Here is a 14,867-nt window from a genome sequence, read left to right on the forward strand (position 1 = left end):
TCTATTTCTCTAAATCTTATTTAACTTCGACGGTTGCGCCAGCTTCGGTTAATTTAGCCTTCAGAGCCTCAGCTTCGTCCTTAGTAACTTTCTCTTTGACTGCTTTTGGAGCATTGTCTACGAGATCTTTAGCTTCTTTGAGACCTAAGCCTGTTGCTTCACGAACAACTTTGATAACGCCAATTTTAGAAGCTCCGCAATTCATGAGCATAACATCAAATTCTGTCTTTTCTTCTGCTTCTTCAGCTGCAGGAGCTGCGCCTCCAGCTACGCCTGCAACTGCTACAGGAGCTGCCGCGCTAACACCAAACTCTTCTTCAAACGCCTTAACCAATTCAGATAGCTCGAGAACTGTTAAACCTTTAACGGATTCTAGGATTTCATTTACTTTAGACATTTTATTTCCTCCTTAAAATATGAATACTTTTTGACGAAGATCATTAGACTATTGTGCTGCCTTGAGCTTACGCACTTCTTCCAAGGCATATCCCATTTTGCGGATCGGTCCTTGGAGAACGTTGACCATACCAGCAAGAGGCGCCTGCATTCCACGTAAGACCATAGCAAGGAGAACTTCGCGTGAAGGAAGTTCAGCCAGAGCTTTAACACCCTCTGCACCAATTACCTTTCCTTCTAAAACCCCAGCCTTAATTTTAAATGTTTTGAGTTTATTTACCTTCACAAATTCCATTAAAATTTTAGCGGGAGCAACAGGATCTGCACTAAAAGCAAGCGCTGTCGGTCCTTTTAGATAAGATTCTAGACCCTCTACTCCAATTTCATCGGCTGCACGACGTACGAGTGTGTTTTTCAAAACTCGATACTCCACTCCAGCTTGACGCAATTGAGTACGCAATTGGGTCACTTGGGCTACTGTCAAACCACGATAGTCAGCCAATACAACACTTGAAGCTTGTTGGAACTTCTCCTTAATTTCCGAAACGACTTGGCCTTTTTCTTCTATATTAAGCATTCTGTATACCTCCTTCCTTCAGATAAACTTAAAGAAAACTTGGCAGGCGACTGCCTAGTTGCACTTATGCGCTGGCCATGGATGGCCGAGTGTCCCTGTAGCCAAGACTCGAACAGGACGTTCGAGATTAGAGCACCGCCCGAAGACACTGTCTTCGCACATATTAGCTTTCTTGCAGGTTGGCAAGGTGCCATGATGGCGAGAAGTGACCTTCCAGAAAGTATGCAAACGAAGTTTATACTTTCTGACTAGTGCAGCAAAAAACCTCCGCGCCTGCAGAGGTTAAGAACGCCAAATAAGTATCTATCGGCTTGTCTTCCAACCTCGGCAGGACATTAAGCCTTTCGGCGCCTGCTTTCTACAGCGGACATTATTCAATTCTTGGTAAGTCTATCCCATTTACAAGATACTGTCAAGAACATGCTCTTATTATAGAGCTTTTGCAGGGTTAATGCGTACACCAGGACCCATTGTTGAGCAAACCGTAACACTGCGCATATATTGACCTTTTGCAGCTGCAGGTTTAGCTTTAACGATAGTCTCCGCTAACACACGATAGTTCTCTAACAGTTGATCCGCGCTGAACGAGGCTTTGCCAATTGGCGCATGTATAATACCAGCCTTCTCTGCACGGTATTCAATCTTCCCAGCTTTAATTTCTTTGATCGCACGAGTTACATCAGGTGTGACCGTTCCAGTTTTCGGGTTTGGCATAAGTCCTTTAGGTCCGAGAACACGGCCCAATTTACCAACCATTCCCATCATGTCTGGCGTTGCAACAACAACTTCAAAGTCAAACCAGCCTTGCTCGATTTTCGCAATCATGTCTTCTGCGCCGACAAAGTCTGCACCAGCTGCTTCTGCCTCTTTGGCCTTATCCCCTTTAGCAAATACCAACACTGACCGAGTTTTACCCGTTCCATTAGGTAGCACAATTGCGCCACGAATTTGTTGGTCTGCATGACGAGTGTCAATGCCTAATTTAAAAGCGACTTCAACTGTTTCATCAAACTTTGCTTTAGCATTAGCTTTTACAACTGCAAATGCCTCTGCCGGTTCATGAAGCATATTGCGATCAAAAGATTTTACTGCCTCTTGATACTTTTTACCTACTTTAGCCATTCTTTTAACCTCCTTGTGGTTATGCGGGTCTAAACCCTCCCACAGTAATTTTAGCCCTCTACAACATCGATGCCCATGCTCCGCGCTGTACCTTCAATCATGCGCATTGCTGCTTCGACTGTTGCTGCATTCAGATCCTTCATCTTTATGTCCGCGATCTCGCGCACCTTAGATTTGGGGACGCTTGCAACCTTTTTGCGGTTCGGCTCAGCAGAACCGGAAGTAATATTCGCCGCTTTTTTAAGCAATACTGCTGCCGGCGGAGTTTTGGTGATAAAGGTAAAAGAACGATCCTCATAGACAGTAATCTCAACCGGAATAATAAGTCCCGCTTGATCCTTGGTGCGTTCATTGTATTCTTTGCAGAAGGCCATAATGTTGACCCCATGTTGACCCAGAGCTGGACCAACCGGAGGTGCTGGTGTAGCTTTCCCTGCCGTAATCGCCAATTTTACCAATCCAATTACTTTTTTTGCCATTGTCATTACACCTCCTTGTTAAAGTATCTCTTCCCTTAGTCGAGTTTTTGAACCTGTGCGAACTCCAACTCAACCGGAGTCTCTCGTCCAAACATGGACACTTCGACCCGCAGTTTGCCTTTGTCTGCAAGGATTTCACGAACCACTCCCACGAAGTCCTTAAAGGGACCAGCAATAACTTGGACACTTTGATTAATCTCAAAATCAATCCGCGTGTGGACTTCATCCATCCCCATTTGTTGCAAAATCTTTACAACTTCTTGATCGAGTAAAGGAATTGGCTTTGTTCCAGTTCCAACAAACCCAGTTACTCCAGGTGTATTACGTACAACATACCATGAATCGTCTGTCATTTCCATTTCGACGAGTACATAGCCTGGATAGACCTTGCGCTTAGTGACCTTTTCTTTTCCGTTCTTGAACTCGATTTCATCTTCCATCGGAACAAGTACACGAAAAATCTTTTCTTCCATGTTCATGGACTCGACTCGTTTTTCGAGATTCATCTTTACTTTGTTTTCATACCCGGAATATGTGTGAATAACAAACCAGTCTTTTGCCATTTCTCAGGGACCTCCTCAGACACTGCCTTAGAGACTCACGGGGTTAGGGCAGTAACTTGGTCAAGACCCAACTTAAGCCACTATCGACAAACCACATCAGAACTGAAACAATCGCCACCGCAACAAACACAACCGCTGTGTAGGTGAGCAACTGTCTACGGCTAGGCCAATGAACTTTCTTTAACTCGCTCAAAACCCCACGGAAATACTCCGCTACCTTATCCGTCTGTCGCTGAGTATTGGCCGGTTTTTTCAACGCGCCCATCACTTCACTTCCTTACACGACACTGTGACAACGCTTCCTGGCGTACAGTCTAAACCATTGCAAAAAAAATTACTTCGTTTCTTTATGAAGAGTGTGAGTCTTGCAAAACTTGCAAAACTTCTGAGCCTCCAAACGATCTGGATTATTTTTCTTATTTTTTATTGTAGCATAGTTACGGTGCTTGCAATCCGTACACGCTAAAATAATGCCAACACGCATTCACGAACACCTCCCGGACAACGGTAGGACGCTGTATTTTAATACATTACTCAAAATACTTTATCACAAGACAATTTCTCTGTCAAGAAAAAATATCTTATAACAAAAAAGACAGCTTTGCTGTCTGATTGAACTTGGTTGCGGGGGCCGGATTTGAACCGACGGCCTTCGGGTTATGAGCCCGACGAGCTACCACTGCTCCACCCCGCGAAGTTGCATAACCCAGCTGTACAAGATGCCTAGCACTTTGCCATCTGTTCCGTGAATTAGTGTGCCCACCTGGGAAACCCTATTCAAATTTAATGACTACCTTAATGGAGCCGATGGCAGGACTCGAACCTGTAACCTGCTGATTACAAATCAGCTGCTCTACCAATTGAGCTACATCGGCACTAATTATTCGTGCTTTATTCGACACATTATCGCTAGGCACTTATGCAGTATACCATCTTTCTTTTGGCAATGCAAGCTTTTTTATTTCTGAGGGTATATGTAAAATCATCCATCTCTTCGTTCTAAATAGCGCTCGAGCTTCCTTTTAACCCTTTGCAACGCATTATCAATAGATTTTACATGTCTCCTCAAATCTACGGCGATTTCCTGATAAGATTTCCCTTCTAAATAAGACATCAGTACTTTCCACTCCAAGGAACTGAGGATTTCACCCATTTTTTCCTCGATGTCGTCAAATTCTTCCCGACTGATAATAAGTTCTTCCGGATCGGTAATTCGAGTTCCCGAAATTACATCTAAAAGTGTTCGATCAGAATCTTCGTCATAAATGGGTTTATTTAGAGAAACATATGAGTTTAGGGGAATGTGTTTCTGCCGGGTTGCTGTTTTAATCGCAGTAATAATCTGACGGGTGATACATAATTCGGCAAAAGCCCGAAAGGAAGAAAGTTTGTCGCCACGAAAGTCCCTAATGGCCTTATAGAGTCCGATCATACCCTCTTGGATAATATCTTCACGATCAGCTCCAATGAGAAAGTAAGAACGCGCTTTGGCCCTAACAAAGTTTTTATATTTGTTGATTAGGTGCTCCAGTGCAGTAGTGTCGCCTTCCTTTGCAAGCTCAACCACCTCTTCATCCACGATAACGTCGATGATTTCGCATTCCGGTAGTTCTGATTGGGCTTGAAGAGTCAAGTTGATCCCCCCTACAATGTCGTCATGAAGAAGACGAAATCCGCCTCGCCCTTGTCCACGAGAACATTCTCATTATACTCGACCCTAAAGAAAAGCGTCAAGGCGAAGTTTTGGTTGTTCTGTCGCTATTAGCGAAGTTTAGATGCCTGAAGTCCGTAGCACGAAATTGTTTGCATACAAACTTTTTAGAAATTGAAAAAATAGCAAGCCTAAACCCCCGATCCAAAATTGGGATCGGGCTTAGAGTTTCGCAGATTATAACTCGTGCTTTATCCCTCTAAAGAAAACTTGGCTGGCACCACGAAGACACTGTCTTCGCACGTATTAACCTTCTTGCAGGATGGCGAGAAGGGACCTTCCAGAAAGTATGCAACAAAAAGTTACACTTTCTGATTAGTAGAACTAATTCTCTGTCTGAGAACTTCGTAAAGCATAACTGACCCTGCAACGCTAGCATTTAGCGAAGTAACCTGCCCCTTCATAGGTAAACTAACGATCTCGTCGCACTTCTCGCGAAGCAAACGACTTATGCCTTTCCCTTCGCTACCGATTACAATAACTCGAGCACCTGTGAGATCCGCTTCGAAGGCTCCTCTCCCTCCCGCTTCAGCCCCAGACACCCAACACCCTCTCTTTTTCAATTCCTGCAACGCCTGAACCAAATTACTCACTCGTGCGACACGCACATACTCTACTGCCCCAGCAGATGTTTTGGCAACCGTGCCCGTCAAAGTGACACTTCTCCGTTTGGGAATGATTACTCCATGGGCTCCAACAGCATCTACCGTCCTCAGAAGTGCACCTAAATTATGTGGATCTTCGATCTCATCAAGCATCAAGATAAAGGGATCTTCTTGCCGCTCTTCCGCTAAGGCTAGAATGTCGTCGATACTGGAATATTCTCTTGCAGCGATGTAAGCAAGCATTCCTTGGTGTCGCTCTCGATCCGTTATTCGGTCAAGCGTTTGACGATCCACAAACTGGTAAGGAATACTCTTTTCATGCAATAGCGCGATAATTTCTTGATTACGTCCATTTGGACCTTCCGACAGAATAAGAACTTTGTTAACGGGCTTTCCGCTTTTCAGAAGCTCTAAAACAGGATTTTTCCCGTAAACTATTTCATCGTTCAAGTAGTTCACTTCTTTCCTTTCAGGGATTTCAATCTTCCACAGCTATACTTGCCTTGATGACAGACCCCTTGAGTTACACAAGTCGGACCCGCTTCGCTAAAGAGATTGGGAGCTACGGCGCGTACCAATTGCAGCATCTTTTCCGCCAAGGAACGAATCTCCCACTGTGCCCTCATGCAAGTTCGATGTTCAAAAAAGTTCAATAATGATCGAGCATTAAACGTAGCCATTAGTGAAGTTGTGCAGGCATTAGGCAAGACATAACGGGCATCTTCTGGCGGCACACAACTTAAGAGTTCCTGATAGTCTTCTTGGAGACGGGCCATAACCTTTTCAAAGCGTCCTAACGATTCAGCGTTTTGCTTTACACTTGGCGGAATGACAAACTCAAAGCCTTTTTCTTCGACATACCGCTGGGAACGCTGAGAATAACTCGCAATCCGATGGCGTACAAGCTGGTGGGAAAGTGCACGCGAGACACCATCTATAGAAAACTGAAAACTTACATGCTCAAAAGTGGAAAGATGGCCCATCTCTCGTAATTTACGGACGAAGCTTGCCACCGCCTCATCCTCTAAATGTTGTAAAAGATCAGGTACCGGGTCCGCTGAATAGCACAAGCGGGCAGCGGCGGCAACTACTTTTTCTGGATCAGGTGTGTATTGAATGAGATCCACACGCATCGTAACAGTTCCCTCTCTTCTCTTTACTTTTCAGACATTTTCTGCCTCTTTCAGCAATTCCTCCTGAAGCATGTTGTCGACCTTGTTAAATGCCCATTGCATACGCTCGATTTGTCCGTTCATATGCCAATAACCTACTAAGCATTCAAACGCTGTCGCATGCCGATAGGTCACCACATCTACATTTTTGGGATGCCCTCCCTTGGCATTTCGTCCACGTAAAACAACTCGCTGTTCAACTTCATCGAGATCTGGCAAAAGGACGCGCAAAAGTTGAGCTTGGGTACTGGCACGAACATAGCTGATTGCTTGTTTGTGAAGTTCCTTGACTTTTTCATACCCCAGCTCCAGCAGATGTGTACGAACCCAAAGTTCGTAGACCGCATCTCCCAAGTAGGCCAATGTTAAGGCATTCATTTCCTGCCAATTTCGCATGGATTCTCCTTTTCAACTACTTAGTTTCCTCTTATTTGCCACCTCGCACCTTGCGGGGTATCCTCAATGACAATACCTTTATCTTTGAGCGCATCACGAATAAAATCTGCCATTTCCCAATCTTTCTTCTGGCGGGAAAGTGACCGGATCTGTAACACAACCTCCATAACCTGCTTAAGCGTTTCATCGTTTGCGGCAGGAACTTGGACCGAATGAAGTAGGTCGATGCCAAGCACGCCGCCAAGTTCTACGAGGGTCTTTTGAGCTGTCGCCAACGCTTCTGAAGGAGCTGGGTTTTCCTGGACACACCCATTCATCGTTTTAGCTAATTCGAAGAGCGCAGCATAGGCTAATGCTGAATTAAAATCATCATCCATCGCTTTTTCAAATGCTTCGCGCGCTTCTTTGGCAGCTTTAAATAATTCTGCCTCAATCTGTTCGTTTGACGAAGAGCCCTCTCGATCCAGCGCTTCTTGGGCCAAACGAATGCTGGTATGCAGCCGCTCCAACCCTTTTTGGGCCATCACCAGGTTCTGATCATTGAAATCCAATGGGCTGCGGTAATGAGTCCCTAGTAAATAAAATCGAATGACTTCACCTGAAAATTTAGCAAGTAACTCCCTGATTGTAAAAAAATTGCCTAAAGACTTAGACATCTTCTCTTGATTGATCGTCAAAAACGCATTGTGCATCCAATAATGGGCAAACGTCTGCCCTTTAAGGTACCCTTCCGTTTGGGCAATCTCATTTTCATGATGTGGGAAAACAAGATCTTCCCCGCCTCCGTGAACATCAAATCCAGACCCAAGATATTTTAAAGACATCGCTGTGCATTCAATATGCCAACCAGGACGTCCATTTCCCCACGGACTTTCCCAGAAAGGCTCTTCCGGCTTGGCTTTTTTCCAAAGTGCAAAATCCATGGGATGATGTTTTCGTTCATCCACCTCAACCCTGGCCCCAGCCTTCATATCTTCAAGCGTTCTACCGGACAACTTCCCATAATTAGGGAAATGGTCGACTGCAAAGTAAACATCCCCATCCGTTTCATACGCTAACCCATTACTCACAAGTTCCTGAATAATCTCGATCATTTCCGGAATATGTTCGGTAGCCTTGGGGTGTATGGTAGCGGGGAGGAGGTTTAATTCTTTGGCATCTTTAAAATATTCTTCAATGTATTTTTGGCCTAAAGCCAAAGGATCCATCTCTTCAACTTTACCACGCTGAATAATCTTGTCATCCACATCCGTAAAATTTTGGATGTAACGGACATCATACCCTTTATACATGAAATAACGACGAATCATATCAAATACGACAAACATCCGTCCATTCCCCGCATGGAAATAGTTATAGGTCGTCGGTCCGCAAACGTACATCGCCACCTTCCCGCTCTCCCGGGGTTGGAACTCTTCCTTTTGACGGGTCATGGTGTTGAATAATTTCAAAGACATTACATCGACTCTCCTCTTCTTTTAGACGTTGTTCTAAATACTCTACTCTCTGCATTAGGCATTTTAACATCTCATTTACCGGATCAGGTAATTCATCATGTCTTAAATCAGGGTCCTTAATCGGGACCCCATGGTGAAGGACAATCCGACCCGGAACTCCTACCACGGTTGTATCACTGGGAACGGGTTTATTGACAACCGACCCTGCGCCAATTTTTACGTTATCTCCAACTTTAAAAGAACCTAGAACTTTTGCCCCGGCTCCAATCACCACGTTATTTCCAATCGTCGGGTGCCTCTTACCTTTCTCTTTTCCAGTCCCTCCCAGTGTGACCCCTTGATATAAGGTAACATTATCTCCGACTTCCGCTGTTTCACCAATGACCACACCAGTGCCGTGATCAATAAAGAAACCTTGACCAATTTTAGCACCCGGGTGAATTTCGATCCCGGAAAGGAACCTAGAGAGCTGAGAAATCATGCGCGGCAAGAGTACTAACTTATGTCGATACAGCCAATGTGCCGCTCTGTGAAAAAGCACTGCATGAAACCCCGGATAACAAAATATGACTTCCCAAATACTTTTCGCTGCAGGATCTCTTTCAAAGATTACTCGAATATCACGACGAACCTGTCGGAACATCTTTAGCCTCACCCTTTCCTCTCCCTGATATTATCCGTGAAAACCTTTAAATAAATACAAAAAGCAGAACCCTTCGTCCAGAGACGAAAGATTCCGCGGTCCCACTCTGTTTGAACGAACATGCCGTTCGTTCCAGCTTACAACTTTAACGCAGTCATTACGGATAGGCATACTTCAGGTTTCTGCCGATCAACTCAGGGACGCACTTCCAAAGGTTCCTTGCAAATGGCTTCCACTGCCCCATTTTCGCTTGTTGCAATTTCTCTTTGTACTCTTTCCCATCATCGTCCAAACTAATATTGAATTATGGTATGGAGCAAAGTTTTGATATTTATTTATTATAGGATAGTAACCAATCCCTGTCAACAAACAGGTCTTCCGATCCTTCCTAGCTTACCCTATATTTTACGTTAAATAACGTTTTTCGGTGACTTCAAGTCGTTTTAAAACATTCTCGCGCCCCAACAAGGGGATGACATCGTATAATTCCGGTCCATGCATCTGTCCTGTCAAAGCGACTCGAACAGGCATGTACACTAATTTGCCTCCAAGTTTCAACTCTTTCGTTATTTGCTTTAAGAGGACTTTAACCGTAGCTTCAGAAAGCAGGTCTGCTTCACGCACTTTCTCTCTGAATAACCCCAAAACAACGGGTACCTGTTCCCCCTTCAAGACCTCCACGGCCTCACTCTCTGCTTCCAGCGGTATCGCACCGTGAAAATAGTGAATAAAATCTTTCAGCTCTGCCACATAGGATATTTTCTCGGAAATCGCTTTAATAAAACCCAAACACCATTGCTGCTGTTCCACAGACTGCTCTCCTTGAGGGAGAATGCCCAATTCCTGTACATACGGTAAAGCAAGTTCAGCTATGCGTTCAGGAGGTGCTTCTCTAAGGTAGTGAGCATTAATGTAGTTCAACTTCTGGATATCAAAAACTGCCGGGCTTTTGGAAACACGATCAAGCGAAAAAGCCTCTGCCAATTCGTCCAGGGTATAAAACTCTTCTTCTCCAGACGGAGCCCATCCCAGGAGGGCAATAAAGTTTACGATGGCTTCCGGGAGATACCCCTTTTTCTGATAGTCCATAACCGCGGTATCGCCATCCCGCTTGCTCATTTTCCCGCCTTCTGTATTTAGGATTAAAGAAATATGCGCGAATTCAGGTACGGGCAACCCCAATGCTTGATAAATCAGAACTTGACGCGGCGTATTAGAGAGATGCTCTTCCCCACGAATAACGTGCGTGATGTTCATGGTAGCATCGTCAACCACGACTGCAAAATTATAAGTGGGTATTCCGTCTGATTTGACAATAACATAATCCCCAATTCCATCACTCTCAAACACCACATCACCACGGACCTGATCCTTAATATGGATCGCTTGCCCTTCAGGCACACGGAAACGCACAACAGGCTTGCGGCCTCCAGCTTCATAAGCTGCCCGTTGCTCCGATGTTAATTGACGACATTTACCCTGGTAACGAGGGGTCCCCCCCTTGGCAATCAAGTCTTGACGCTCTTGCTCTAACTCTTCTTCCGTACAATAGCAATAGTAAGCGTGACCACTGTTCAAAAGTTTATTAGTATATTCTCGGTATAGCTCTAAGCGATCTGTTTGGCGATAAGGACCATGCTCTCCGCCAACCTCAATTCCTTCATTCCACTGTATATTAAGCCAACGCAGCGATTCCAAAATATTATGTTCTGATTCTCGACTGGAACGCTCTAAATCAGTATCCTCACTTCGAACAATAAAGGTTCCCTTGTTTTTACGAGCCCATAAATAATTAAACAAAGCGGATCTGGCCCCACCAATATGGAGTGGGCCTGTCGGGCTGGGTGCAAACCGAACGCGAATTTCCATAAATTTATCCTCCAACTTTTTCCAAGTTTACAATCGCCTGGGCACCGATTCCTTCTCCCCGGCCTTCAAATCCCAAGCGTTCGGTTGTTGTCGCTTTCACTGACACACATGATTCGTCCATCTTCATAGCGCGCGTAAGATTAGAGCGCATCTGGGAGATAAAAGGAGCAAGTTTAGGACGCTCTGCCACAATGATACTATCAATATTTCCTACGCGATACCCCTGCTCTTCAATAAGTCCCATGACTTGCTCCAATAAGGCCAAACTTGAAATACCGCGGTAGCGAGGGTCATGATCCGGAAAATGTGCCCCTATATCTCCTAATGCCAAAGCTCCTAAAAGAGAATCCATGATTGCGTGAATTAGAACATCCGCATCCGAATGTCCAAGCAAACCACATTCATAGGGAATCTTAACCCCTCCAAGAATTAAAGGTCTCCCCTCAACCAAAGCATGTACATCATATCCGATTCCAACTTTTATAACCAACACACCCCTTTCGCGAGGCGCGAAGCGCGAGGTTCGAAGTTCGAGATACAAGGCCGAATCGCATAACATATTGTGCTTCGCGAACAGTGCATGTATTTCATACTTTGTGTTTGTACCAAGTGCATCGCATTTCTCAGTATCACACTTCAGGGCAGACAGGGGAACGATTCTTTTGATCTTTTCTACCTGACCTGCCTGCATGTTCATGTTTCGTATTTTGTGTCTGTCTCTTATTCGGACATCGTGCCTCGTACCTCGCGCATCGCAAGTATTCGTTCAGCTAACCACAAGTCCTCGGGCGTGGTCACCTTAATATTTTCCAGGGAACCCGGTACCAACTGGACGGAATACCCCATCCATTCTAGCAACGATGCATCATCCGTGCCATAGTAGTCGACAGCCGCTGCTTGACGATGAGCTTCTTCCAGTATCCCACGATCAAAGATTTGGGGCGTCTGGACGGCACGCAGACGTTCACGCGGCAGAGTTTCTAACACTTTACCGGAGGTATCAACTCGCTTTATAGTGTCCTTGAGTTCGATTCCCATAATTGCCGCAGAGAAATTATCCGTCTCTCTAAGGAATTGGTGAAACACCTGTAACGCCAAAAGGGGCCTCGCCCCATCGTGAACCACTACTCGTTGAATAGTGGGACTCAGAGCTTGAACCCCTGCATAAACAGAATCTTGGCGCTGCGCTCCACCTTTACATATGGCAACAACTTTATTAAACCTATAGCGATGAACAAGTTCTTCAATTACCGCAACATCGCTTTCTGCCCCAACAATAACAATTTCAGAGACATGACAAGAATCTTGGAAGAGTCCTACCGTATGCGCTAAAATTGGTTGTCCCATCAGTGGCAGGAATTGTTTGTTATATCCGACCCCCATCCGTTTGCCTTGACCAGCTGCAGGAATAACGATCCCTATCTCAGCCAATCGCGTTCACCTCATCGATCGAACGAAGGCCCATCGGTTTTTTTCCAGAGAACTTTTCGGCTTAGCAAAAATCATGCGACCGGCTGCCGTTTGGAGAACACTTGTTACCAAAACTGAGACATTTTGCCCCATATAGCGTCGTCCTGAATCCACAACAATCATCGTACCATCGTCCAGATAGGCAACACCCTGACCGGGCTCCTTTCCTTCTTTCATCACTTGGACGAGCATCTCTTCGCCGGGCAATACGATTGGTTTAAGGGCGTTAGCCAATTCGTTAATATTTAAAACCTTAACTCCCTGAAGTTCAGCCACTTTGTTGAGATTATAGTCATTAGTCAAAAGAGGAGAGTTTAACACTTGCCCCAAGCGTACCAGTTTACTGTCGACTTCATTTATATCATCAAAGTCCTGTTCATGAATATGAACCGTAATCGCTGTTTCCTTAGAAATTTGATTAAGAATATCAAGTCCCCTTCGCCCACGATTTCGTTTAAGCAAGTCTGAGGAATCCGCTATGTGTCGAAGTTCCTCCAAGACGAAACTCGGGATGAGCAATATTCCTTCCAGGAATCCAGTTTTGACAATGTCTGCAATCCGTCCATCAATAATAACACTGGTGTCAAGAATTTTATAATTTACTGGCTCCGAGCGGGTATCTGTCTTACCTTCCTTCTGTTTGTCCGCTTTATCAGTTTTGTCTCCTCGGTCGCGGAATCTCGGAATGAAATTAAGAAAGCTCAGAACATCCTCTTTCCGTTTCATTCCAATCGTTAAACCCAGATAACCCAAGAACAAACTCAGTAAGACCGCTAAAATTGGCCCAAAAAAAGGCACGCTGACAAATGAATTACTAAATAAACTTGAAATAATAAGTCCGATAATCCCCCCAACGGCTCCACTCATAAGATCATGCGTTGGGACCCTAGTTAACCGCGAATCCATCCAGCGCATCAATGAGAGAAAGGAACGGATACTGACCGGAGCAACTAAAAACCCAATAATGGCAAACAAGACAATCATAGTTGCATATGTCCAAACAGGCGACAAGTTCAATCCCAAGGATTGCAAAAGATTAAGTTTCAGAAACAAATAATCAAGATAAAATCCCAACGCTCCCGCTAACAGAGTGATGATCCCGCGTATTAAATTGCGAATCATCATTTCACCTCCTTTTATCATAGTGTGACTAAAAGTCTTTCCAATTATACTGCGAATTGCCATTAAATCTCAAGCTTAGGAAAATTAACTCAATTCCTTATGCTTTATTCGTTTAACATAACAGCAAGTATACGTCTTTGAGTGCCTAAGTGCAACAAGACTGCTATTTTTTTATGAATAAAATACAAAGCTAATTTAGAAGGCTAAGCCAGGATTAAAGCCTTGGAGAGCCATTGTCTAACTGCTGCCTCTTCAGAGCCTTCTGTCAAGACGAGTTCACTGATCAAAATTTGGCAGGCATTTTCGTACATCTTTTTTTCTCCAGTCGAAAGACCTTTCTCATTATCCCTTTGAGCAAGGCTACGAACTACATTGGCAACCTCAAAAATATTCCCGCTCTTGATCTTTTCTAAGTTCGCACGATAGCGCCGATTCCAAGCTAGGGTAGCTGCCGTATCTTTGGTTCTCAGTACTTCTAACACGTCTTTAACCATGGTCGGAGAAATCACTTGCCGCAAACCCAAGTTCTCCACGTTATTCAAGGGAATAAACAATTTCATGTTCCCTACCGGTAAATGCATGACATAATATTGACGTATTTCCCCGAGAACTTCCCGCTCTTCAATCGACTCAATAATGCCGGCACCATGCATTGGATATACAACTTTGTCACCAACCTTAAACATTCGGCCACCCCCTTATCTATCATTATATCAAGTTACATAGCCCGGGTCAAAATTTTAAGATTATATCATACAACTCTTTAGCCTGTCAATTTCCCAAATCCATCCTAAATTGTATTGAAAATTGACAACAACCCAGCCGTCTCGGTATAATAGAGGAGGCAGAAAGGAGTGAGGATCGCACACATGGAACAACTCACTGACCAATTCCAAAGCATGGTAAAATCCCTGTTAATCCGGCATCAAAGCATTTTAGATATCTTGTCCAAAGGGCAAGAAACTTCAGCGCGTGTTAACCGAGCCGTTGTCAAGTCGGTTACAAGTTGCGGGTGCCATGCAGTGAATGCGCGTAAGAAATCCCTACCCCCAGATGCAAGCCTTGCCGATTTAAAAGAGCTCTTGAACAGTCAACTCGAAGGATTAATCTGCGATAACTGCCGAGACATCATAGAAGCAGAATTAGGTAAACAGCTGTTTTATATAGCCGCTCTATCTAACGCTTTAGACATTTCCCTAAGTGAAGTTCTCTATCAAGAATACAAAAAGCTTCAGACTCTAACCATTTTCAACTTGACATAAACTATTAAGTTCCTGCATCGGCA

General features: G+C 44.5%; 18 protein-coding genes, 2 tRNA genes, 1 pseudogene and 2 other annotated features. Of the genes and pseudogenes, 1 reads left to right on the forward strand and 20 read right to left on the reverse strand.

Annotated features, from left to right (window positions below):
* Positions 1–16 precede the first annotated feature (16 nt).
* The 20 genes and pseudogenes from rplL to DSBG_RS05065 all read right to left on the reverse strand — a co-directional run bounded on the left by rplL (position 17) and on the right by DSBG_RS05065 (position 14,268).
* Positions 17–397: a 50S ribosomal protein L7/L12 gene (rplL, locus tag DSBG_RS04970; protein ID WP_009617621.1), complete on the reverse strand. Its 381-nt coding sequence runs from the start codon at positions 395–397 to the stop codon at positions 17–19.
* 48 nt (positions 398–445) lie between these two features.
* On the reverse strand, positions 446–973 hold the full coding sequence (rplJ, locus tag DSBG_RS04975; protein ID WP_068963102.1) for a 50S ribosomal protein L10: 528 nt from the start codon (positions 971–973) through the stop codon (positions 446–448).
* A gap of 249 nt (positions 974–1,222) precedes the next feature.
* Positions 1,223–1,355, reverse strand: a sequence feature (ribosomal protein L10 leader region).
* 47 nt (positions 1,356–1,402) lie between these two features.
* Positions 1,403–2,095, reverse strand: coding sequence for a 50S ribosomal protein L1 (rplA, locus tag DSBG_RS04980; protein ID WP_009617625.1), 693 nt, complete (start codon positions 2,093–2,095; stop codon positions 1,403–1,405).
* Between the two features lie 50 nt (positions 2,096–2,145).
* Positions 2,146–2,574 carry a 50S ribosomal protein L11 gene (gene rplK, locus DSBG_RS04985; RefSeq protein WP_009617628.1) on the reverse strand — a complete coding sequence of 143 codons (429 nt, stop codon included), beginning with the start codon at positions 2,572–2,574 and terminating at the stop codon, positions 2,146–2,148.
* 35 nt (positions 2,575–2,609) lie between these two features.
* Positions 2,610–3,137 (reverse strand): transcription termination/antitermination protein NusG, encoded by a 528-nt coding sequence (gene nusG / locus DSBG_RS04990; protein ID WP_009617630.1) that lies wholly within the window; start codon positions 3,135–3,137, stop codon positions 2,610–2,612.
* 43 nt (positions 3,138–3,180) lie between these two features.
* Positions 3,181–3,402: a preprotein translocase subunit SecE gene (secE, locus tag DSBG_RS04995; RefSeq protein ID WP_068963103.1), complete on the reverse strand. Its 222-nt coding sequence runs from the start codon at positions 3,400–3,402 to the stop codon at positions 3,181–3,183.
* 69 nt (positions 3,403–3,471) lie between these two features.
* Entirely contained in the window at positions 3,472–3,621 is a 150-nt protein-coding gene (gene rpmG / locus DSBG_RS05000; protein ID WP_009617633.1) for a 50S ribosomal protein L33, read from the reverse strand.
* A gap of 135 nt (positions 3,622–3,756) precedes the next feature.
* A tRNA-Met gene (locus tag DSBG_RS05005) sits at positions 3,757–3,831 on the reverse strand.
* Between the two features lie 105 nt (positions 3,832–3,936).
* A tRNA-Thr gene (locus tag DSBG_RS05010) sits at positions 3,937–4,012 on the reverse strand.
* 107 nt (positions 4,013–4,119) lie between these two features.
* Positions 4,120–4,770 carry an RNA polymerase sporulation sigma factor SigH gene (gene sigH, locus DSBG_RS05015; RefSeq protein WP_040411757.1) on the reverse strand — a complete coding sequence of 217 codons (651 nt, stop codon included), beginning with the start codon at positions 4,768–4,770 and terminating at the stop codon, positions 4,120–4,122.
* Between the two features lie 380 nt (positions 4,771–5,150).
* On the reverse strand, positions 5,151–5,912 hold the full coding sequence (gene rlmB / locus DSBG_RS05020; protein WP_176716172.1) for a 23S rRNA (guanosine(2251)-2'-O)-methyltransferase RlmB: 762 nt from the start codon (positions 5,910–5,912) through the stop codon (positions 5,151–5,153).
* Complete coding sequence (thyX, locus tag DSBG_RS05025) at positions 5,909–6,586, reverse strand: FAD-dependent thymidylate synthase (protein WP_068963105.1); 678 nt, start codon at positions 6,584–6,586, stop codon at positions 5,909–5,911. Before thyX ends, rlmB begins: the two co-directional genes overlap by 4 nt.
* Before the next feature lie 30 nt (positions 6,587–6,616).
* Entirely contained in the window at positions 6,617–7,021 is a 405-nt protein-coding gene (locus DSBG_RS05030) for a Mini-ribonuclease 3 (protein WP_068963106.1), read from the reverse strand.
* 20 nt (positions 7,022–7,041) lie between these two features.
* The gene (gene cysS, locus DSBG_RS05035; RefSeq protein WP_068963107.1) at positions 7,042–8,478 is read right to left on the reverse strand and encodes a cysteine--tRNA ligase; all 1,437 of its coding nucleotides are present in this window, start codon (positions 8,476–8,478) and stop codon (positions 7,042–7,044) included.
* On the reverse strand, positions 8,375–9,121 hold the full coding sequence (gene cysE, locus DSBG_RS05040; RefSeq protein ID WP_068963131.1) for a serine O-acetyltransferase: 747 nt from the start codon (positions 9,119–9,121) through the stop codon (positions 8,375–8,377). The genes cysS and cysE overlap by 104 nt, the downstream gene beginning before the upstream one ends.
* A 76-nt stretch (positions 9,122–9,197) precedes the next feature.
* Positions 9,198–9,415, reverse strand: a binding site (T-box leader).
* 111 nt (positions 9,416–9,526) lie between these two features.
* On the reverse strand, positions 9,527–10,990 hold the full coding sequence (gene gltX / locus DSBG_RS05045) for a glutamate--tRNA ligase (RefSeq protein WP_068963108.1): 1,464 nt from the start codon (positions 10,988–10,990) through the stop codon (positions 9,527–9,529).
* 4 nt (positions 10,991–10,994) lie between these two features.
* Complete coding sequence (ispF, locus tag DSBG_RS05050) at positions 10,995–11,480, reverse strand: 2-C-methyl-D-erythritol 2,4-cyclodiphosphate synthase (protein ID WP_068963132.1); 486 nt, start codon at positions 11,478–11,480, stop codon at positions 10,995–10,997.
* A gap of 230 nt (positions 11,481–11,710) precedes the next feature.
* Positions 11,711–12,421: a 2-C-methyl-D-erythritol 4-phosphate cytidylyltransferase gene (gene ispD / locus DSBG_RS05055; RefSeq protein WP_068963109.1), complete on the reverse strand. Its 711-nt coding sequence runs from the start codon at positions 12,419–12,421 to the stop codon at positions 11,711–11,713.
* Positions 12,414–13,582, reverse strand: a pseudogene (locus DSBG_RS05060) (PIN/TRAM domain-containing protein). Before DSBG_RS05060 ends, ispD begins: the two are co-directional and overlap by 8 nt.
* A gap of 203 nt (positions 13,583–13,785) precedes the next feature.
* Positions 13,786–14,268, reverse strand: coding sequence for a CarD family transcriptional regulator (locus tag DSBG_RS05065; protein WP_009617655.1), 483 nt, complete (start codon positions 14,266–14,268; stop codon positions 13,786–13,788).
* A 183-nt stretch (positions 14,269–14,451) separates the two neighbouring features.
* On the opposite strand from DSBG_RS05065, the gene DSBG_RS05070 reads away from it, so the two are divergent.
* A complete protein-coding gene (locus DSBG_RS05070; protein ID WP_009617657.1) occupies positions 14,452–14,844 on the forward strand; it encodes a nucleoside triphosphate pyrophosphohydrolase family protein in 393 nt (130 codons plus the stop codon).
* The last annotated feature ends 23 nt before the right edge of the window (positions 14,845–14,867 follow it).

Origin of the sequence: Desulfosporosinus cupriresistens, assembly GCF_001707885.1 — a bacterium.
Classification (GTDB): domain Bacteria; phylum Bacillota; class Desulfitobacteriia; order Desulfitobacteriales; family Desulfitobacteriaceae; genus Desulfosporosinus.

Coding starts and splice junctions, on each gene's coding strand:
- cysS (WP_068963107.1), bottom strand. CDS start 8,478: ATGTCTTTGAAATTATTCAACACCATGACCCGTCAAAAGGAAGAGTTC.
- rpmG (WP_009617633.1), bottom strand. CDS start 3,621: ATGCGTGTTGGCATTATTTTAGCGTGTACGGATTGCAAGCACCGTAAC.
- rplK (WP_009617628.1), bottom strand. CDS start 2,574: ATGGCAAAAAAAGTAATTGGATTGGTAAAATTGGCGATTACGGCAGGG.
- DSBG_RS05065 (WP_009617655.1), bottom strand. CDS start 14,268: ATGTTTAAGGTTGGTGACAAAGTTGTATATCCAATGCATGGTGCCGGC.
- gltX (WP_068963108.1), bottom strand. CDS start 10,990: ATGGAAATTCGCGTTCGGTTTGCACCCAGCCCGACAGGCCCACTCCAT.
- thyX (WP_068963105.1), bottom strand. CDS start 6,586: ATGCGTGTGGATCTCATTCAATACACACCTGATCCAGAAAAAGTAGTT.
- secE (WP_068963103.1), bottom strand. CDS start 3,402: ATGGGCGCGTTGAAAAAACCGGCCAATACTCAGCGACAGACGGATAAG.
- rplA (WP_009617625.1), bottom strand. CDS start 2,095: ATGGCTAAAGTAGGTAAAAAGTATCAAGAGGCAGTAAAATCTTTTGAT.
- rplL (WP_009617621.1), bottom strand. CDS start 397: ATGTCTAAAGTAAATGAAATCCTAGAATCCGTTAAAGGTTTAACAGTT.
- nusG (WP_009617630.1), bottom strand. CDS start 3,137: ATGGCAAAAGACTGGTTTGTTATTCACACATATTCCGGGTATGAAAAC.
- cysE (WP_068963131.1), bottom strand. CDS start 9,121: ATGTTCCGACAGGTTCGTCGTGATATTCGAGTAATCTTTGAAAGAGAT.
- DSBG_RS05030 (WP_068963106.1), bottom strand. CDS start 7,021: ATGCGAAATTGGCAGGAAATGAATGCCTTAACATTGGCCTACTTGGGA.
- DSBG_RS05070 (WP_009617657.1), top strand. CDS start 14,452: ATGGAACAACTCACTGACCAATTCCAAAGCATGGTAAAATCCCTGTTA.
- rplJ (WP_068963102.1), bottom strand. CDS start 973: ATGCTTAATATAGAAGAAAAAGGCCAAGTCGTTTCGGAAATTAAGGAG.